General features: G+C 43.9%; 16 protein-coding genes and 1 tRNA gene. 15 read left to right on the top strand and 2 right to left on the bottom strand.

The genetic code is table 11. The annotated features are described in order from the left end of the window. Window positions 1-29: 29 nt before the first annotated feature. The 7 genes from INP83_RS07800 to INP83_RS07830 all read left to right on the top strand — a co-directional run bounded on the left by INP83_RS07800 (window position 30) and on the right by INP83_RS07830 (window position 6713). Complete coding sequence (locus INP83_RS07800) at window positions 30-824, top strand: HipA family kinase (RefSeq protein ID WP_219126974.1); 795 nt, start codon at window positions 30-32, stop codon at window positions 822-824. Further along, window positions 802-1191 carry a DUF3037 domain-containing protein gene (locus INP83_RS07805; protein WP_219126975.1) on the top strand — a complete coding sequence of 130 codons (390 nt, stop codon included), beginning with the start codon at window positions 802-804 and terminating at the stop codon, window positions 1189-1191. Before INP83_RS07800 ends, INP83_RS07805 begins: the two co-directional genes overlap by 23 nt. 198 nt (window positions 1192-1389) lie before the next feature. Then, window positions 1390-2232, top strand: coding sequence for a ThuA domain-containing protein (locus INP83_RS07810; protein ID WP_219126976.1), 843 nt, complete (start codon window positions 1390-1392; stop codon window positions 2230-2232). A 1-nt stretch (window position 2233) separates the two neighbouring features. Next, on the top strand, window positions 2234-2470 hold the full coding sequence (locus tag INP83_RS07815) for a hypothetical protein (RefSeq protein WP_219126977.1): 237 nt from the start codon (window positions 2234-2236) through the stop codon (window positions 2468-2470). 106 nt (window positions 2471-2576) lie between these two features. Further along, window positions 2577-3707 carry an alpha/beta hydrolase gene (locus INP83_RS07820; protein ID WP_219126978.1) on the top strand — a complete coding sequence of 377 codons (1131 nt, stop codon included), beginning with the start codon at window positions 2577-2579 and terminating at the stop codon, window positions 3705-3707. 186 nt (window positions 3708-3893) lie between these two features. Further along, window positions 3894-5645 (top strand): family 43 glycosylhydrolase, encoded by a 1752-nt coding sequence (locus tag INP83_RS07825; protein WP_219126979.1) that lies wholly within the window; start codon window positions 3894-3896, stop codon window positions 5643-5645. A 114-nt stretch (window positions 5646-5759) separates the two neighbouring features. Next, the gene (locus INP83_RS07830; RefSeq protein WP_219126980.1) at window positions 5760-6713 is read left to right on the top strand and encodes an acetyl-CoA carboxylase carboxyltransferase subunit alpha; all 954 of its coding nucleotides are present in this window, start codon (window positions 5760-5762) and stop codon (window positions 6711-6713) included. A 368-nt stretch (window positions 6714-7081) separates the two neighbouring features. On the opposite strand, the gene INP83_RS07835 is transcribed toward INP83_RS07830, so the two are convergent. Beyond that, window positions 7082-8455: a serine hydrolase domain-containing protein gene (locus INP83_RS07835; protein ID WP_219126981.1), complete on the bottom strand. Its 1374-nt coding sequence runs from the start codon at window positions 8453-8455 to the stop codon at window positions 7082-7084. A gap of 150 nt (window positions 8456-8605) precedes the next feature. Beyond that, window positions 8606-11764 (bottom strand): DUF2723 domain-containing protein, encoded by a 3159-nt coding sequence (locus INP83_RS07840; protein WP_219126982.1) that lies wholly within the window; start codon window positions 11762-11764, stop codon window positions 8606-8608. 212 nt (window positions 11765-11976) lie between these two features. On the opposite strand from INP83_RS07840, the gene INP83_RS07845 reads away from it, so the two are divergent. The 8 genes from INP83_RS07845 to INP83_RS07880 all read left to right on the top strand — a co-directional run bounded on the left by INP83_RS07845 (window position 11977) and on the right by INP83_RS07880 (window position 19851). Continuing rightward, window positions 11977-12047, top strand: a tRNA-Gln gene (locus INP83_RS07845). A gap of 142 nt (window positions 12048-12189) precedes the next feature. Further along, window positions 12190-13134, top strand: coding sequence for a ribose-phosphate pyrophosphokinase (locus INP83_RS07850; protein ID WP_219126983.1), 945 nt, complete (start codon window positions 12190-12192; stop codon window positions 13132-13134). Window positions 13135-13266: 132 nt separating this feature from the next. Beyond that, entirely contained in the window at window positions 13267-13845 is a 579-nt protein-coding gene (locus tag INP83_RS07855) for a 50S ribosomal protein L25/general stress protein Ctc (protein ID WP_146268849.1), read from the top strand. A gap of 107 nt (window positions 13846-13952) precedes the next feature. Further along, entirely contained in the window at window positions 13953-14309 is a 357-nt protein-coding gene (locus INP83_RS07860) for a four helix bundle protein (protein WP_219126984.1), read from the top strand. 40 nt (window positions 14310-14349) lie between these two features. Further along, window positions 14350-14910, top strand: coding sequence for an aminoacyl-tRNA hydrolase (gene pth, locus INP83_RS07865; protein ID WP_146268848.1), 561 nt, complete (start codon window positions 14350-14352; stop codon window positions 14908-14910). Between the two features lie 90 nt (window positions 14911-15000). Next, complete coding sequence (locus INP83_RS07870; protein ID WP_219126985.1) at window positions 15001-17394, top strand: outer membrane beta-barrel family protein; 2394 nt, start codon at window positions 15001-15003, stop codon at window positions 17392-17394. A gap of 12 nt (window positions 17395-17406) precedes the next feature. Next, window positions 17407-17751, top strand: a complete 345-nt coding sequence (locus tag INP83_RS07875) for a Spx/MgsR family RNA polymerase-binding regulatory protein (protein ID WP_219126986.1) — start codon at window positions 17407-17409, stop codon at window positions 17749-17751. A gap of 129 nt (window positions 17752-17880) precedes the next feature. Further along, complete coding sequence (locus INP83_RS07880) at window positions 17881-19851, top strand: M1 family metallopeptidase (protein ID WP_219126987.1); 1971 nt, start codon at window positions 17881-17883, stop codon at window positions 19849-19851. The last annotated feature ends 83 nt before the right edge of the window (window positions 19852-19934 follow it).

Below are 19934 nucleotides of genomic sequence, written 5' to 3' on the forward strand. Positions count from 1 at the left end.
AACATTTTATATCTTAGTCATCACAAAATATGGGCATAATACCACCAGAATTACGAACCGTTAATGTAACCCGCTACGTAACGCCTTTGCGGGAGGGTGGTTCGCTGCCCGCCATCGCTGAAGCGGATGATGACTTTTTGTATGTGCTTAAGTTTAGAGGGGCCGGACAGGGGCCAAAAGCACTTATAGCCGAATTGATAGGCGGGGAGATCGCCCGTAAATTAGGTTTCCGCATCCCGGAGCTGGTTTTTGTAAACCTGGACGAAGCGTTCGGGCGTACCGAGGCAGACGAGGAGATCCAGGACCTGCTTAAATTTAGCGTTGGCTTAAATCTGGCCTTGCATTACTTATCTGGCGCTATAACCTTTGATCCAACGGTTACGGTGGTGGATGAACTATTGGCCTCGCAAATAGTTTGGCTGGATGCGTTGCTAACCAATGTAGACCGCACCGCACGCAATACCAATATGCTGATATGGCACAAAGAACTTTGGCTGATAGACCATGGTGCTGCACTGTACTTTCATCATAGTATGGATAATTGGGAGGAGCAATCACTGCGCCCATTTGTGCAGATAAAAGACCATGTATTGATAAAACGCGCAAGTAAACTGGATGAAGTTGATAAAGCCTTCAGGGAAATTTTGACGCAGGAAGTGATCGACGCCATTACATCCATCATTCCCGATGCCTGGTTTACCGATCGTTCTTTTGAAACCGAGGACGACCAACGGCAGATCTATTCCAAGTTCTTAAACAACCGAATAGCAAACTCAGAAATATTTGTAAAGGAAGCACAAAATGCAAGACAGACACTTATTTGAGTATGCCGTTGTACGCGTTGTGCCAAGGGTAGAGCGCGAGGAGTTTATTAACGTAGGCGTTGTAGTTTACTGCGCCAAACAAAAATTCTTGAAGATGACATACCATCTTGATCGTGAGCGTTTGCTGGCCCTGTCAAAGGATGCCGATGTTGAGATGATCGAACAAAATCTGCAATCGTTTCAGCGGATAGCTGCTGGTGGCAAAGATGCTGGTCCGATAGGTGAACTGGATGCACCATCACGTTTCAGGTGGTTAACAGCAACCCGAAGCACGGTTGTGCAAACCTCAAAAGTGCACCCCGGCTTTTGTGTTGATGGGGAAGATGTGATAGGGAAGTTATATACGCAACTGGTATTGCAAGAGTAAGTCTAACCCTGTATTTCCACGCGTCATTCCGAGGTACGAAGCAATCTCCAGACCTTATCAGGCGTCTTGTCCTGTATAGAGATTGCTTCGTACCTCGCAATGACGCGATTTATAAACCTTAATAATTCAGTTACAGTTTACGTATTTGTACTACATATCTTACATTAGCTTTCCAAAACCAATTTGAAAACTGCCTTTATGCTCATCAAACTAAAAACTGTATTACTTGGCTTTTTCTGCCTTGGTTTTCTGCAATCGGTAAGCGCACAAAAAAATACTGCTAAGCCTTTGTTCAAAGTGATTGGCTTTTACACCGGAAAGGAAGATCAGGCACATATCAGTTTCCTGCATGAGGCTACCAAATGGTTCCCGGCGATGGCTAAAAAGTACAATTTCACTTTCGATTCAACAGCCAACTGGGGTAATCTTAATGATGAGTTTTTAAAACAGTACCAGGTAGTAATATTCCTTGATACCCGTCCTGAAGATGCTGCACAGCGTGCTGCTTTCGAGCGTTACATGAAAAACGGAGGCGGTTGGATGGGTTTCCATTTTTCGGCCTTCGAATTAGATAAATCTGCTATACCTGCCAATTGGGATTGGTATCACAACGAGTTCCTGGGCTCAGGCCAGTACGGCAGCAACACCTGGAGGCCAACATCTGCTATACTCAAGGTTGAAGACAGAACACATCCGGCAACTAAAAACCTGCCTGCCAAATTTAAGGCACAACCTAATGAGTGGTATCGCTGGGAAAAAGATCTTACCCAAAATCCAAATATCCGCATATTAGCTTCAATAGATCCGGCGAGTTTCCCGCTGGGGACGGGGCCAAAACCAAATGAGATATGGCATAGCGGCTATTACCCGGTGGTGTGGACCAACAAAAATTATAAGATGATCTACTTCAACATGGGCCATAACGATATCGATTACGAACAGCACACCAATAAAGACCTGTCGCATACGTTCGGCAATCCCGTGGAAGACAGGTTAATAATTGATGCCCTGATGTGGCTTGGCACAGCCAAAACTAATTGATATGTCTAAAAGAAAATGGCTAATTCTCAGCGGCTTGTTTTACATCACCTTCATGTTTGTAATAATGGGGTTGCTTTGGCCATGGCTAAACAACGAACCGATTACCACTCGTACCATATTAGGAAGTTTAGTAAGCGGCCTTGGCGGAGGATTTGTTTTTATTTGTATGGTTTATTATCAGCTCAGGAAAAAAGAAGCCAGGCTTAAAGCAGACGGCGATAAGCTTTCTACTCCATAATTGAGTTTCTCACTCTATTTAGTTGTTATAATTAAATTATTAGTAAAATAAATCAACTATTTCGGTAGGGTCTGTGTTGGATATGTATAACACAATGGAAAACAACATGAAAACTAATTTATTATTACTGGCCGCAGGCGTATGCATGTCTGTAGCAGCTTGTACAAGTAACGGCTCAAAGAAAGCAGCAGATAGCTCTGCCAAAGGCGACACAGCCACAATGGCAGCAACTGATACAACAAAAGCTTTAAAGCCGGCCGGACCAGCACCAAGCTGGGCGCCAACCATGAGACCTGAAATGCAGGTAGTAATTGAGAAGTTAGTCAGCTATGGCGACAAACCAATACCTGAGTTACCGGCGGTTGAAGCACGCAAAAATCATACACCTACCGATGCTGTAATGGATGTGATGAAAGAGCACGGTATTGCTAAACCAGTATTTAACGTAGACACTATGGGTAAAGACATCCCTGTTGATGGCGGTACCATTCACCTGCGTGTTTATACACCTAAAACCAATGCTTCATCGTACCCCGTAATTGTATATTATCACGGCGGCGGTTTTGTAATAGCTAATTTGGATGTTTATGATGCTTCGGCAAATGTATTGGCTGATAAAGCCGGTGCAGTTGTGGTGTCTGTTGCTTACCGTTTAGCACCAGAGCATAAATTCCCTGTTGCACATAACGACGCCTACGCAGCTTACAAATGGGTAGTCAATAACGCGGCATCAATTAAAGGCAATGCTAAGAAAATTGCAGTTGCAGGCGAAAGCGCCGGCGGCAACCTGGCTATAGCAACTGCCATTAAAGCACGCGATAGCAAGACCATGGTTCCAACAGCTATTTTAGCGGTTTACCCGGTTGCACAATCAGATATGAATACAACTTCATACATTAAGTATGGCAATGCCAAACCACTTGATAAAGCTATGATGGGTTGGTTTGTGAAAAACTATTTGAATAGCATGGCCGAGGCAAAAGATCCGCGCATTAGCCTGGTAACGGCTAACTTAAAAGGATTGCCACCGACTACTGTGATAAATGCAGAGATCGATCCGTTGCAAAGCGATGGAATGATGATTGTGGATAAATTAAAAGCCGCAGGCGTAACCGTTGATAGCAAAAAATATGACGGCGTTACGCACGAGTTCTTTGGTATGGGAGCAGTAGTTCCTGAAGCGAAGGACGCTGAAGAGTACGCTGTAGCACAACTTAAAAAGGCTTTCGGGATGTAATCCCTGAAATGTGAATGCGAGGAAAACGCCGGGCTGTTAAAGTTCCGGCGTTTTTTATGGAGTAAATTGTCGATCCAAGCCTGCCGAAGACCTTGCAGCGCAACGAGTAGTTCTACAAGCTCACCATGGCATCTTGATTTTGGTTATAAAACCTGATATTTGGCCTACCACCAATTGCACACCATTATGAAAATCCGTATCCTGGCAATCGTGTTCGTTCTATCTGCATTGTATGCTTCTGCTCAAACCAGGCGGCTAACCTATTGTAATCCGCTTAATCTCGATTACGGTTACACCCCATTTGCCAATTTTGCAGCCTGGGGTAAGCACCGCGCAACCGCCGACCCAACCATGACGCTATTTAAGGGCAACTATTACCTCTTTAGCACCAACCAGTTTGGTTACTGGTGGAGCCCTGATATGCTGAACTGGAAATTTGTATCGCGCAAATTTGTGCGACCATACAACGAGGTAAAGGGTGATGAACTCTGCGCACCAGGTACTTTGGTTTTGGGTGATACCTTGCTGGTGATCGGCTCAACCTACAACAAAGATTTTACCCTTTGGATGAGCACCGACCCGCGTACTGATACCTGGAAAGCTGCTAAAGATTACTTCAAAGTAGGGGCATGGGACCCGGGGTTATTTGCTGATGATGACGGCAGAGTATATATCTACCATGGCAGTAGCAATACCTTACCCATGTATGGGCAGGAAATAGACCGAAAAACGTTCGACCCGATCGGCCCTAAAAAGGAAATGATAAAGCTTAACTGGGAGCAGCACGGCTGGGAACGCTTTGGCGAAAATAATGATAACGTATTCCTCACCGGGTTTATGGAAGGCGGATGGATGAATAAGCATAACGGTAAATATTATCTGCAATATGCCGCCCCCGGTACTGAAGGCCGCGGTTACGGCGATGGCGTTTACGTAGGGGATAAACCGCTTGGTCCGTTCACTTATCAAAAGCACAATCCGTTCAGCTACAAACCGGGGGGCTTTGCCAAAGGCGCTGGCCACGGCGCAACCTGGGCTGATAAATTTGGCAATTACTGGCATATCTCAACCATGGTGATAGATGTGAAAAATAACTTTGAACGCCGTATCGGTTTTTGGCCGGCTGGTTTTGATCCAGATGGTACACTATTCACAAATACATCTTATGGAGACTATCCGCATTACTTGCCAAACGGAAAAGAAGACCATGTAAAGAACGATAACTTTACCGGCTGGATGCTGCTAAACTACAACAAACCCGTACAGGTATCATCAACCCTGGGTGCTTATGTACCTAACCTGGCCGTTGATGAGGACATCAAAACCTATTGGAGCGCAAAAACAGCAAACCCCGGCGAATGGCTACAAACCGACCTGGGCGATGTGAGCACGGTACGCGCTATTCAGATCAATTATGCAGATCAGGATGCTACCTTTATGGGTAAATCTTTAGGTGTTTGTCACCAGTATAAAATAACGGCCTCAAACGATGGCAAAACCTGGCGAACCATTGTAGACAAAAGCAACAACAAAACCGATGTTCCGCATGATTATGTGGAGTTAAAAACTCCTGTTAAAGCACGATATCTTAAGATCACCAACCTTCACATGCCTACGGGTAAGTTTGCGTTATCAGGCTTCAGGGTGTTTGGCAAGGGTGCGGGATTGGTGCCGGATACGGTGAAGAACTTTATCGTTTTGCGCGGCAAGGCCGAAAACCGTAACTCGTGGTTGCGCTGGCAGCAAACCGATGGAGCGGTAGGTTACACCATTTATATGGGTATAGCGCCTGATAAGTTGTACAATAACATTCTGGTGTATAACGCAAACGAGTACTACTTTAACGGGATGGAGAAAGATACGCCGTATTATTTCCAAATAGAAGCCTTTAATGAAAATGGCATAAGCAAGCGTACTAGGGTGATGAAGGTGGAGTGATCATTCGCTAAAACCTTATAGTTTATTGCCGGTTTAAACACGGTAAGTGTTTCAAAAATTCATAATTAAATAATATGCCGATTGAATTTTTTAATTTAGCGGCGGGAAAATTGTATGAAGATCACATTTGACTTTGAGAAACCTCTTGCCGAGATAGAGGGACAGATTGAAAAGGTTAGGCAGGTTGAAGAAAAAAACAAGCTTGATATGTCTGCCACTGTAGCTGAATTAGAGGCTAAATTGCAAGAGGCACAGAAAGAAATATATCATAACCTTACCGGTTGGCAAAAAGTGCAGATATCGCGCCACCCTGAGCGCCCTTATACGCTGCAGTATCTGGAGCTGATGTGCGATGATTTCATAGAACTGCATGGCGACCGTACAGTAGGTGACGATAAGGCCATCATTGGTGGTTTTGGTACCATTAACGGCCAAACGGCTATGTTCATTGGCCACCAGAAGGGCCGTAACACCAAAGAGCGCCAGTACCGTAATTTTGGTATGGCTAACCCTGAGGGTTATCGCAAAGCCTTAAGGCTGATGAAAATGGCTGAGAAGTTTAACAAGCCTATCATTACACTAATAGATACCCCGGGAGCTTTCCCCGGCCTTGAAGCTGAAGAACGCGGACAAGGCGAGGCTATCGCCCGTAACCTGTTGGAGATGGCAGTACTTAAAGTACCTATCATCTGCGTTATCATAGGCGAAGGTGCATCTGGTGGTGCATTGGGTATTGGTATTGGCGACAAAGTTTTGATGCTGGATAATTCATGGTATTCGGTTATTTCGCCGGAGAACTGTTCAACTATCCTGTTCAAGACATGGGAGCAGAAAGAGCGTGCTGCAGAGATGCTGAAGCTTACCTCATCTGAGATGTTGAAGAACAAGTTGATCGATGGTGTTATTAAAGAACCACTTGGCGGTGCTCATCAGGATCCGGTTGCTATGGCAGCCATCCTTAAAAAGCAATTGCTAAAAGACCTTAAAACCCTGGGCGAGAAAAATATCGACGAACTGGTTACCGAACGTATCGATAAGTTCTGCAACATGGGGGTTGTAGAGGAATAATCTTTAAGATAAAAGATTTAGGACAATAAACAAAGGACTCGGAAGCAGCTTACTATGGCCTTACTTTGGCTTACTTTTTCTGCTCACTTCTAAGTATTCACCCCTCACCACACACGTGTTCACGTTCACGGCATGAACACTTGTGAACACCGTGAACGCTGACATGAATTTGTCAGTTGTTCTAAACATTACTATTATAATCCGAAATAAAAGGATAACAAAAAAAAAAGCGGCCATTAGCCGCTTTTTTTTTGAGCCCATACGTCATTTCGAGGAAGGCGTAGCCGACGTGGCAATCCTCGATTTAAAGAGTAGCACTGTATATCGAGGATTGCCACGTTATCGCTCGCAATGAAGAGTTTAAGTGCCTACTTCTTCTCCAAGCCCTCAATTATCTTCTTACCCATTTCGTTAGTAGAGTCTAAAGCAACGGAGCGTTTATAGTTAAGCAGGGCTTTCTCTTTATCACCTTTGGCATTGTAGGCATCGCCCAAGCTGTCAAAAACATTGCCTGATTGCGGGAATAGCTGAGTATTATAATCAAACACCGTAATGGCATCATCAATGCGGTTTTTTCCCTTGTAGTAGTAACCTATCATGTTCAATGACGATTCATTCTCGAAGCCATACTCAGCAGCGTATTTACTTTTAAGATTGTTATACCACGGGATGATCTCGTTGCCTTTGAGGCTGTCCAGTTGTTTGGCAAAATCATTTAGTACTGATCGCTTTGGCTGTTGGTATGGTTTGCCATCCAGTATGGCTTCAATGGCATGGTCGACATCGTAAAGCGTGTTTTGCTTGTTATTGGTGAGCAGGATGATGGTGCGGCCTTGAGCGGGGTAAGCCGTTAACAATGCCTGGTAGTTTAACGCGGTACCATCATGCTGATGATAGGTTAACTTATCGCCATCCATAACGCCGCCACCCAGTCCGCATTGCTTGCCTGGTGCGAAGGGGGTAAGTATTTCACGGGTTGATTGCGGGCCGATGAGCTTGAAACTCTCTAACGCTTTTTCCCATTTGTAAAAATCATCAAGGGTAACTGCCGTCCAGCCGGTGATGGAGTATTGCATGGGAGATTGTACCTTATCGTTATTGTATGATTTTGCTACCAGCGGTTCGTCAGTAGGATCAACAATGGAGTTGGTCATGCCGCAGGGTTTCAGCATCTTCTCTTTCACAAAATCCGCGAAGCTGCGGCCCGTTATTTTGGCTATGATCTGCCTCTGCAATAAAGTATTGCTATTGTTGTAAGCGTATCGTGTGCCCGGCTCAAAATCGAGCTTATTGAAAGCGTTAAGGGCGGCCATAGCTTCTGCATCAGACGTTAATTCGCCCCATTTTAGGTTGGGCAACCCGCTGGTGTATTGTAGTAGGTTTTTAATGCTTATCTTATCTGCCCAAGTCGGTAATCCGGTGATGTATTTGGATACTTTATCATCGGTATTTAGTTTACCCTGTTCTTTCAGCATCATAATTGCCATCGCGTTAAACTCCTTGGCTATAGAGCCGATGTGGAAGCGGTAGGCGTTGGTTACCGCTTGCTTCTCTGTAGCATCGGTATAACCAATAGCAGCTTTGTACACCACCTTGTCTTTATCCATTACCAGAACATTTCCTTTGAACACACCAATGCGGTTACTGCGGCGTATCAATGAATCGATAGTGGCGGTTTTATTTTGCGCTGTGGCAACAAGCGAAGCTGCAGCAAGCAGGAGGGTAAGGCAGGTGTTTTTCATGAGGATTAGAGAGGCTGACGGGTGTGATTGTTACAGATGCCATACCAATACTATGTGATGCCGTCCGTCGGTTGACGGTTCGGCATCACATACGAAATTAAATCAAACAAAAAAAGCGGCCATTAGCCGCTTTTCTCTATTTAAGACAATTTACTGCCCTTGCTGTTGCTGCTGTTGTTGCTGCAGGAAGCCTCCAAACTTGGTGCTGTAATCTTTCAGCTGAGCTTCAAGTTTATTGGCAAGTGCCGTTTGATGATGCTCCTTAGCTGCCTGCGTCAGGCTGTTCAGTATCGACATATTGAACTGAATATCCCTGCTGTTAACAGACCCATCGTTACTTTGGTAAACGCTGTAATTGTATTTTAAACCGTCAACCGCGTATTCAGACAGATCATTTACCCACTTGTTGGCAGTTGTTACATCGCCCAGGCGATAAAGTGTTTCAGTCATAAAGTATTTTCGGAGCGCCACTTCTGATGAGTTGATGGTAGATGGCATCTCCTTGTCATACTTTTGTATCGCTTTTTTCGCAAGATCTAAATGCCCTTCAGCAACCAGGTTGTCGGCAAGGGTATTATACAAACGTGCAATAAGCGGGTAAAACAAATTAATAGATTCGTGGTCCAGGTATTTGGCGTGTTTAAAATTGCCGTATTTGTACTTGTTCACCATGTTGTTGTACATGATCAGCGTGTTGCTGTTTTCCTGCGGGCCGCGGGTGGTATCAGCCTTGTAAGGCATCAAGCGGTAAGAAAAACCTTCGCTATACAGGTAACGGTCTAAACCCATCATGTTATCACTTGGTACTGTTGTAGCAAAATAAATAGGGCGTTTCCAGTTGTTGTGAGCAATGATATCCATCATGGCAAGGTTATCCTTGGTAACGTATTTACCAGGGTAGGTCCAATCCATCTCAGGAATTATTTTGTCTTTCTTATCCGCACGTACAGTGCCCGATTTTAGCACATCCTCTGCATTAACCGTAAGCTTAAAACTTTTAGTGGGCAGGTAATTGCTGTTATCGCCATTTTGGTAGGTAAGCATTGATTTTGGGTCATCAGAGGTAAGGAAATCAAATACATCCTTCAGCTCAACCGAGCCTGCAATTTTTGCATCATTATAATAAAGCACATCGCGCACACCGGCTTCAAATTTCTTATTATCCATGGTGATAGGCAGCGGTGCCGAATCATTCATCTTGGTTTTCATCTGGCGGATATACCAATCGGTACCCAGCAAGCTTAAGTTTACAATGCGCACATCCGGGCGTACACCTTCAACTTCCTGTATGTACCAAAGCGGATAAGTATCGTTATCAGCATAAGTGAACAGGATGGCGTTTGGCGCGCATGAGTTTAGGTAATCATAAGCCATGTCATGCGGCGTAAGCTTGGTTGAGCGGTCATGGTCGTCCCATTCCTGGCTGGCCATCAATACCGGTGCAGCTAATAAACAAACAACGGTTGCTATTATGGCGCCTGTTTTTGCATTGATCTTTTTACTCAATAGGTCTGCTATCATCAGTACGCCCAAACCTATCCATACGGCAAAAGCATAGAACGATCCTGCGTAGGCGTAATCACGCTCGCGCGGTTGCAGCGGATCCTGATTAAGGTAAAGTACAATGGCCAAACCGGTAAAGAAGAATAACACGGTTACCACGCCCGCATCGCGCTGGTTGCGTTTAAAGTGATAGAACAAACCGCATATCCCTATTATCAGCGGTAAAAAGAATAAACGATTGTATGATTTGCTATCAGTGATACTTTTAGGCAGTTGTTTGCTAAAACCGAAGCCACTTATCCAGCTGCCATCCGGTCCCTGCGCGGTTTGTCCATCCTGGTCGTTAGCACGGCCAACAAAGTTCCACAGAAAATAGCGTGTGTACATCTGCGTAACCTGCCAGCTGGCAAAAAAGCCAATATTGGTGGCCATAGTAGGCTTCTCGTCGGGGCTTAGGTTGCTCCACATCCTGTAAAACTCAGGGTGGCTCGGCTTTTGGCTAAACATACGCGGGAACAGCGTATTGTGGTCGTATATGGTGGTTAGTTTTTTACCGGCCTCTTCATATTTGGTTTCGCCACGGCGATACAGGGTAGCGCCTTCTTTTTGGTCGATAGGTTGGGCGTCAAAGAAATTGCCATATAACAGCGGTGTTTCACCGTACTGATCGCGGTTAAGGTAGCTGTTAAGGGCAAATGCATCCTCAGGGTCGCTGTTGTTCAAATTCGTACCCGCTTTGGCGCGAATAACGATCATCACAAAAGAGCTATAACCAAAAAGGATGAACACTGCACATGTAAGCACCTGGTTTAATATGGCACGGTGTGTACGTACTTTTAAAACATACTCTAACAGTGCCAGTATGGCAACACCCGCTATAAGGCCAATTATGCTGGCGCTGAAACCTAACAATAATATAAAGCAAACAATTGCCAGCCACAGGTAGGTTTTGTTTGCGTTGATGGTATAAACTATACCGAAGGCCAGTGCACCTGTTACCAACAGGTAAAAGATGATAGCACCGGTATTGAAGGTCATGCCCAGCGTGTTCACAAAGAACAAGTCTGAGAAAGCAGCACCTTTAACCGTAAATTGTATAACACCCCAAAGGATACCTGCAACCGTGATACAACCTAAAATGAAATAACCAATGGTACCTTTTGTAGAAACGTTTTTTGCCCTGCGGAAATAAATAACCAAAGCAATGGCAGGTATAACCAACAGGTTTAACAGGTGGATACCTATTGATAGACCCATAATATAGGCTATAAAAATGATCCATTTATCGGCGCGGGGCTCATCGGCATGGGCATCCCATTTTAATATAGCCCAGAATACGATAGCCGTACATAGTGATGATTGCGCATAAACCTCAGACTCAACTGCCGAGAACCAGAAAGTATCAGACCAGGTATAAGCCAATGCACCAACCAAACCGGCACCCATTATGAGTATGGTTTTGGTTACATCAATTTCCTCGCCGGCTTTGGCTACCAGCTTTTTGGCAAGCGCGGTAATGGTCCAGAAAAGGAAAAGAATGGTTGCGCCACTTGCCAGGGCCGAAGCCATATTGGTAAAGTAGGCTACTTTGGTATTATCGCCCATTGAAAGGAGCGAAAAAACTTTGCCTATCATGGTAAATAAAGGCGCTCCCGGTTGGTGAGCCACCTGCAGGCGGTAGATACAAGCTATAAATTCGCCGCAATCCCAGAAACTGGTAGAGGGTTCAAGCGTTAAGATGTAGGTAATTGAAGCAATAATGCCGGCTGCCCAGCCAACGATATTGTTAATTTTATTGTAGTTCATCACTGATTATTACAGATACAACTGGTGTTAAGCAGCCGAAATTAGTAAAAACATTATGTAATCCCCTGTAAAAGCTAAAACCTTAACAATTTTTAACGGATTATGAGGCACTTACAAACCGGCATAATATTTTTTTAAATTTTGCTTTTGACTTTTCAAAAATCGACCTATATTTGCATTCCATTTCGGGGAGGTTTCAAACCGGGGGAGATTGCCTGATAGTATAATGGTAGTACGACGGTTTTTGGTACCGTTTGTCTAGGTTCGAATCCTGGTCGGGCAACTTAAGAATAATCGGATTTCTGATTTTCATGTTTCGGTAAAACGAACTGAAAGTAAGAAATCCGAAGTTTTTTATAGGGGTTGATATACTAAGCGATTAAAGACAGAACTATTTAGGAAACTATCTTAATCTAATAATCAAAATGCCTTTACAGTTTAATACAGTTAAGTTATTTGCAGGATCGGGATCAACCGCTATTGCTAAAAACATTGCCGCATCATACGGTAAAGATCTGGGTAGCGTAACCATTTCGCGTTTTAGCGATGGCGAGTACCAGCCGCATTTTGATGAGTCTATTCGCGGTTGCGATGTATTCCTTATCCAATCAACCAACCCACCTGCCGATAATTTAATGGAACTGTTAATGATGGTTGATGCCGCACGCCGTGCATCAGCACACTACATCACTGCGGTTATCCCTTATTTTGGTTTGGCAAGGCAGGACAGGAAGGATAAGCCGCGTGTAGCAATTGGTTCAAAACTGGTAGCCAACCTGTTGGTTGCTGCGGGTATCCACCGTATCATGACCATGGATTTGCACGCAGCGCAGATACAGGCATTTTTTGATGTGCCGGTAGATCACCTTGATGCTTCTATCATTTTTGTGCCTTACATCAAAAGCCTTGGCTTAGAAAACCTCACCATTGCATCGCCTGATATGGGCGGATCATACAGGGCACGTAACTTTGCCAAGTATTTTAATGCAGAGGTAGTAATTTGCGATAAACGCCGTAAACGCGCTAATGAGATAGAAAGCATGACCGTTATTGGTGATGTTACCGACCAGGATATTGTGTTGATAGACGATATTTGTGATACCGCCGGTACTTTGGCAAAAGCTGCAGGTTTGATCATGGAACGTGGCGCACGTTCTGTAAGGGCAGTTTGTACGCACCCGGTGTTATCAGGCAAAGCCTATGAAACTATCGAAAATTCTGCTTTAACAGAATTGATCGTTACAGATACCATCCCTTTGAAACAGGAAAGCAAAAAGATAAGGGTTTTATCAACTGCCGAACTGTTTGCTAAAGCGATAATGAACGTGAACGAGCATGGCTCTATAAGCCAGTTGTTTAAGGTGGAGTAGAAAAGGTTATAGTTCATGGCTAATGGTTCATAGCCGGACGCCTGAATTAAAGTAAATAAAAATATTCGTGAGAATTAGACCATGAACTATGATCTATGAACCACGGACTTAACAAATAAATTAAATAAATAAATGAAATCAATTGCTATTAGCGGTTCTCCAAGAGAGAACGTAGGGAAAAGAGACGCTAAAGAACTGCGTTACCAAGGCTTAGTGCCTGCAGTACTTTACGGTGGTGCTACCCAGACCCACTTTGCAGTGTCCGCAGCTGATTTGAGAACCGTAATTTACACTCCGGTTGTTCATTTCATCGACATTGAAGTTGCAGGTAAAAAAACTCAGGCTATCATTAAGGATGCACAATATCATCCGTTAACTGAGCAACTTATACACATCGACTTTTTAGAGCTGGATCAAAACAAACCGGTAACTATCGAGATCCCTGTTAAATTAACCGGTACATCTCCGGGTGTTAAAGTGGGTGGTAAATTAGTTCAGAAATTACGCAAACTGCGTGTTAAAGCCCTTCCGAAAGATCACTTGGATAACATCGAAGTTAGCATCGAATCGTTAGAGGTAGGTAAATCAGTACGTGTTAGCGACATCAAAGTTCCTAACCTTACTATCACCAACGCACAAGAAGATACTGTAGTTTCAGTAACTACTTCACGTGCGCTACGTCAGGCAGAACAAGAAAACAGAGGCAAGTAATTTGCCTTGTTCCCTAAAGGGGTAAACAAAAAAAGCAATAGGGGAACCTGTTGCTTTTTTTGTTTGACAAAGGACGGAAAGATAAATGACAAAAGATATCTTTATTTATGTTAAATCATAATTTCAGACAGCTAAGAATTCGGGTTGATTCCGTTGAGTTGACGAAGGCAATTTATCAGTTTACACAAAAATGCCCGGGTGAACATAAGTTTGGATTGTCAAGCCAGCTATATAGAGCCGCTGTTTCAATACCGTCTAATATTGCTGAAGGTTCTGCCAGAAAAACTAATAAAGATTTCAGTCACTTTCTTACAATGAGTTTAGGATCTGCTTTTGAGTTGGAAACGCAGATGATTGTAGCTCAATTATGCGCTATCGTACCTGAGTATGATTATCAAAATTTGATTCAAAGGATACAAGTTTTACAAAAACAGATCAGCGCTTTTATAGATTCTCTGCAGTAGCTGATCTTTTGTCTTTAACTCTTTTATCTTTGCTCTCCTTATGAAATATCTGATCGTAGGTCTCGGTAACATTGGGCCCGAATATGCCGATACACGCCATAATATAGGTTTCATGGTTTTGGATGAGTATGCTAAGCAGGAGAATGCAAAATTCTATAACATGCGTTTGGCTTACTACACCGAGGTTAATTACAAAGGCCGCAGCCTGCATCTGATAAAACCTACCACCTACATGAACTTGAGCGGTAAGGCGCTAAACCATTGGATGAAAGAGTTAAAAATACCGGTGCAAAATGTACTGGTAATTGTTGATGACCTTGCCTTGCCTTTGGGTACGCTTCGCTTAAAACCCAAGGGCAGCGCTGCCGGGCATAACGGCTTAAAAAACATTGAGGCAATTTTAGGCAACAACGAATACGCCCGGCTTCGTTTTGGTATCAGCGATAATTTCCCAAAGGGCCGCCAGGTTGACTATGTACTAAGCGGCTTTGATGATGATGAAAAACCGGAGCTTCCGGCACTGATAGACAGATCGATAGAGATGATCAAAAGCTTTGTGACTATTGGTACCGAGCTAACCATGACCAAGTTTAACAAGTAGCATTTTTGTTACACAATATTTGATAAAAAAGTGAGTTTGTGGGTGCAACGGACGTGTATCTTCGCGCGTCTTATATACCTAAATCACTACATGAAAAAATCCTTTCTGGCAGCTTTGTTATGCTGCTTTTGTGTAACCTTATCACTCGCACAGTCTGCTACCCAAATTATTTCTATAAAAGGCCTTGTAATTGATTCTGCGGTTAATAAACCGCTCGGCTATGTTACCGTTGCATTAACCGATGCTGCAACTAATGCACCTGTCAAAAGTGTGCTTAGTAAGGATGACGGCACCTTTGAATTGACCGGTATTGCCCCAAGGGCATATAAGCTTAACCTGGTTTATATAGGTTACGCAACTAAGATCATCAATATTACTGCGGATAAAAAAGCTCTTGATCTGGGCAGGATCCTGATCGCGCCAACGCATAATCAGCTTAAAGAAGTATCGGTAGTAGCCACCAAACCCTTGATGAAACAAGAGGTGGATCGCCTGAGCTACGACGTGCAGGCAGACCCGGAAGCAAAGTCGGTTACCGCGTTGGATATGATCCGTAAAGTGCCTTTGCTTTCTGTGGATGGTAATGATAACATTAAACTGCGCGGAAGCGGTAACTACAAGATATTGCTCAATGGTAAAGAATCGGCATTGATGGCGCGTAACCCTTCTGATATTTTAAAGGCCATGCCGGGCACTAACATCGTAAAGATAGAGGTGATAACCACCCCTCCTGCTAAATACGATGCAGAGGGTTTGGCAGGTATCATCAACATCATCACTCAAAAGAAAGGCGATGAGGGTTACAATGGTTCTGTCAATCTTAACTATAACTCCATTTGGGGGCCACGGGCAAACTTAAACCTTACTGTTAAAAAAGGAAAGTTCGGTATTAACGCTTATGGTGGTACCGGCCACAGGCCAAAACGCCCTACTGATTTCTTTAACCAAACAGACTTTTTATTGCAGCCATCATCAGTAGTACAAAACGGTAGCAGATATGGTACCGGCAATAATAACTATGCAAGTGCCGAGGTAAGCTTTGAAGCAGATACTTTAAACCTTTTCACCGGTACGTTCAACTACTACCGCGGCAGTAATGAAAATGGCTCTACACAATACACCACCGAAACCAACAATAATGTAGCAGATAGTTACACCACCACCAACAACGGTAACGGTGTATACCGCGGCGCTGATGCTGGGTTAAACTACCAGTTGGGCTTTAAAGGCAACAAAGAACGTTTGCTAACCGCATCTTATAAATACAGCGATAACAGGAATAACTCATTAAACTATGTGTCGCCGGGCAATACAACAGATTTTAGGCAGTTGAATGATGCAGGCGCTAAAGAACATACTGCCCAACTTGATTATGTGCATCCGCTAACAAAACTAAATGTGGAAGTTGGCGGTAAAATGATCAGCCGGCAAAACTTCAGCAGGTTCCATACCGATCTTAAGGATGCAACCGGTAACTACATGGACAACAGCGGCCAGGCCAATGATTTTGATTACCATCAGAATGTTTACAGCGCATACAATTCTTACACGCTCAAATTAACCAAGTGGACCTTTAAAGCAGGTGCACGTTATGAGCGTACGGAGATCAATGCCAACTTCATTTCTAACGGTACCAATTTAGATCAGTCTTATACCAATGTGGTGCCATCGTTCTCGATGCAGCGCTCGCTAAAGAATGCCAGCGTTAACTTTGGTTTTACGCAACGCATCCAACGCCCGGGCATCTTTCAGTTAAACCCTTTTGTAGATAGCACCAATACAAAATTTATCAGCAGAGGTAACCCGGCGCTTCGCCCGGCAGTTAACAACAATTTTGAATTGAGCTATGGCAACTTTGCAAAGGGATCATTAAATATCAGCCTTAGCTATTCCTTTGCCAATAACACCATACAGAATTTAACCAGTGTAGATGGTACTGTTACCACCACTACCTTTGCCAACGTGGGTAAAAACAAGAACCTGGCGCTCGACCTTAACTGGCAGTACCCTATAACAACGAAATTCAACGTTAACGTAAACGCCGAGCTAATGCGCGTTTGGCTTAAAGGCACTTTTGATAACGAATTTTATACCAACAGCGGCTACCAGGGCCATGTGTTCACCAATGGCAGCTACAAGTTTGAAAAAGGTTACAGGGTAGGGGTTAACGTAGGCTTTGATAGCCGCTATGTGTTGTTACAGGGCGTGGATAACTATTACCTGGGTTACGGGTTCAACGCATCAAAAGAATTCCTTAATAAAAAGGCCACGCTGTCGCTTTATGCCAATGGTCCTTTCAGCAGGTTTATCAAGCTTGATTTTTATACCCGTACCAATACCTTTAACACCACAACCTTTAATTACCAGAACTTCAGATCAATTGGTATCGGCTTTAATTACAAGTTTGGTGCATTAAGTTCATCTATCAAGAAAAATCAACGTGGAATAAACAACGATGATTCATCGGGCGGTGCTAAAAATTAATATTTTAGCCGCATGAAAGTATACGGTATAACCAATTGCAATACGGTAAAAAAGGCGCTGGATTGGCTTAAGGCTAATCATGTTGCCTACGAGTTTCATGATTTTAAAAAACTGGGCATCAGCAAAGAGAAGCTGGAGGAATGGGACGCAAAGGCAGGCTACGAAAAGTTTTTAAATAAGCAGGGCCTCACCTGGAAACAGCTTGACCCAGCAGTTAAAGAAAGTATAAAAACAAAAGATGATGCATTAAAACTGCTGCAGGAGAAAACCAGCATGATCAAACGCCCGGTTATAGAAAAGGACGATTTCCTGTTTTTCGGTTTTGACGAGGCCATTTATGAGCGCGAATTAAAGTAAAGGCCTTCTTAAGATCTCTTCTATCAAATTATAGGTAATTTACTTATTACACAAGTATTTGATAGGTATACACAAATGTTTATTTGTGTATACTTGCTCTTTGTTTTTACTAAATCATTACTAAACATTATGAAACTTAAATTGATTGCCGGCAGCATACTGGCTGTTATGGCTGTTAGTGGTGTTGCCCAGGCCCAGCAGGCCCCTGCAAGCAACTATAATTATCACGATGCGTTCGCGCCATTTTTCTATACCAAAAACGGATCGGAGTTTCGTGCGGCAGATGGACAGCCGGGGCCAAAGTACTGGCAAAACCGCGCCGACTATCAATTGTCAGCAAAATTGAACGACCAAACCAACGAGGTTGTTGGTTCTGAAGTTTTAAGTTATACCAATAATAGCCCGCAGAAGCTCGATTTTTTGTGGATGCAGTTAGATCAAAATCTTTTCAAAAAAGACTCTCGCGGTCAGGCGATCATTCCGCCGGCAGGTAGCCGTAATGGCGGTCGTGGCGATCTTACGCAAGGCGGATATACCATTAAATCGGTAAAACTTGTAGGCGCCAAAGGCGGCGCAGGTACCGAACTTAAATACGCCATCAACGATACCCGTATGCAGATAATGCTGCCGCAGGCAGTAGCAGCAAACGGCGGCCAGGTTAAACTCGCTATCGAATATTCTTTTGTGGTACCTAACTATGGTTCAGACCGTACAGGTATTCAGGATACTAAGAACGGTAAGATCTACACCGTTGCGCAATGGTACCCACGCATGTATGTTTATGATGATGTACTAGGCTGGAACATGCTGCCATACACTGGCCCAAGTGAGTTTTACCTGGAGTACGGCGATTTTGACCTGAGCATTACCGCACCTGCTAATCACATAGTGTTAGCATCAGGTGAGTTGCAAAACCCACAGGAGGTTTACACACCAGAGCAAATTAAGCGTTGGGCTGCTGCAGAAAAAAGCGAACAAACCGTTGTTATCCGTTCGGCATCTGAGGTAACTAACCCTGCTTCGCGCCCTGCAGGTAAAAAAGAATTAACCTGGCACTTTAAAATAAAAAATGCACGTGATGCTTCATGGGCTTCATCAGCATCGTTTATTATCGATGCCGCTAAGATGGATCTGCCAAGCGGTAAAAAATCTACAGCAATATCTGCTTACCCTGTTGAGAGCGATGGCAACAACGCATGGGGCCGCTCAACCGAGTATGTAAAAAAATCTATCGAGTACAACTCAAAAAAATGGTTTGAATATCCTTACCCTGCTGCCACCGCAGTAGCCGGTGTAGTTGGTGGTATGGAGTATCCTGGCATCGTTTTCTGTAGCTGGAAAGCAACCAAAGGTTCTTTATGGGGTGTAAACGACCACGAGTTTGGCCATACCTGGTTCCCGATGATCGTTGGCTCAAACGAACGCCTTTATGGTTGGATGGATGAGGGTTTCAATACTTTTATCAATACGCTTAGCACTGCCGATTTTAATAACGGCGAGTATGCAAGCAAAGGGCGTGATATGCAAAAAATTGGCGCGTATTTAACCCGCCCTGAGTTGGAGCCGGTAATGAGCAATCCTGAAAACCTTAAAGAAATGAACAATGGTATATTGTTATACTTTAAGCCGGGTATGGGTTTAACCATGTTGCGCGAAACCATTTTAGGCCCTGAGCGCTTTGATTACGCCTTCCGCACCTACGTTGCACGCTGGGCGTTTAAGCACCCAACACCTGATGACTTTTTCCGTACCATGGAAAACGTTGGCGGCGAAAGCTTGCAGTGGTTCTGGAGGGGTTGGTTTGTAAACAACTGGAGACTGGACGTTGGCGTACGCGATGTTAAGTACGTTGATAACGATCCATCAAAGGGTGCACTGATCACCTTGGATAACCTGGACAAAATGGCTTTCCCTACTACGCTTGAGGTGAAAACTGTAAGTGGTAAGGTTGAGCGCGTTAAGCTGCCTGTTGAAATATGGGAGCGTAACACCACCTTCACCACCAAATTCCCGTCAACAGAAGAGATCAAATCTGTAACGGTAGATCCGGACAAAACATCTCCAGATTACAATTCTGACAACAACGTTTGGAAGAAATAATTACTAAAACCCGGTTAAAGCCGGGTTTTTTTGTTTTACGGCGGTTTGTCGGCAAACCTTTACAACCTTTAGCAGGTTTATAT

The sequence above is a fragment of the Mucilaginibacter sp. 21P genome (assembly GCF_019331605.1).
GTDB lineage: Bacteria > Bacteroidota > Bacteroidia > Sphingobacteriales > Sphingobacteriaceae > Mucilaginibacter > Mucilaginibacter achroorhodeus.

Bases quoted from the DNA above. Each gene is read 5' to 3' on its own strand.
- INP83_RS07800 (WP_219126974.1), top strand. From the start codon at position 30: ATGGGCATAATACCACCAGAATTACGAACCGTTAATGTAACCCGCTAC.
- INP83_RS07805 (WP_219126975.1), top strand. From the start codon at position 802: ATGCAAGACAGACACTTATTTGAGTATGCCGTTGTACGCGTTGTGCCA.
- INP83_RS07810 (WP_219126976.1), top strand. From the start codon at position 1,390: ATGCTCATCAAACTAAAAACTGTATTACTTGGCTTTTTCTGCCTTGGT.
- INP83_RS07815 (WP_219126977.1), top strand. From the start codon at position 2,234: ATGTCTAAAAGAAAATGGCTAATTCTCAGCGGCTTGTTTTACATCACC.
- INP83_RS07820 (WP_219126978.1), top strand. From the start codon at position 2,577: ATGAAAACTAATTTATTATTACTGGCCGCAGGCGTATGCATGTCTGTA.
- INP83_RS07825 (WP_219126979.1), top strand. From the start codon at position 3,894: ATGAAAATCCGTATCCTGGCAATCGTGTTCGTTCTATCTGCATTGTAT.
- INP83_RS07830 (WP_219126980.1), top strand. From the start codon at position 5,760: ATGAAGATCACATTTGACTTTGAGAAACCTCTTGCCGAGATAGAGGGA.
- INP83_RS07835 (WP_219126981.1), bottom strand. From the start codon at position 8,455: ATGAAAAACACCTGCCTTACCCTCCTGCTTGCTGCAGCTTCGCTTGTT.
- INP83_RS07840 (WP_219126982.1), bottom strand. From the start codon at position 11,764: ATGAACTACAATAAAATTAACAATATCGTTGGCTGGGCAGCCGGCATT.
- INP83_RS07850 (WP_219126983.1), top strand. From the start codon at position 12,190: ATGCCTTTACAGTTTAATACAGTTAAGTTATTTGCAGGATCGGGATCA.
- INP83_RS07855 (WP_146268849.1), top strand. From the start codon at position 13,267: ATGAAATCAATTGCTATTAGCGGTTCTCCAAGAGAGAACGTAGGGAAA.
- INP83_RS07860 (WP_219126984.1), top strand. From the start codon at position 13,953: ATGTTAAATCATAATTTCAGACAGCTAAGAATTCGGGTTGATTCCGTT.
- pth (WP_146268848.1), top strand. From the start codon at position 14,350: ATGAAATATCTGATCGTAGGTCTCGGTAACATTGGGCCCGAATATGCC.
- INP83_RS07870 (WP_219126985.1), top strand. From the start codon at position 15,001: ATGAAAAAATCCTTTCTGGCAGCTTTGTTATGCTGCTTTTGTGTAACC.
- INP83_RS07875 (WP_219126986.1), top strand. From the start codon at position 17,407: ATGAAAGTATACGGTATAACCAATTGCAATACGGTAAAAAAGGCGCTG.
- INP83_RS07880 (WP_219126987.1), top strand. From the start codon at position 17,881: ATGAAACTTAAATTGATTGCCGGCAGCATACTGGCTGTTATGGCTGTT.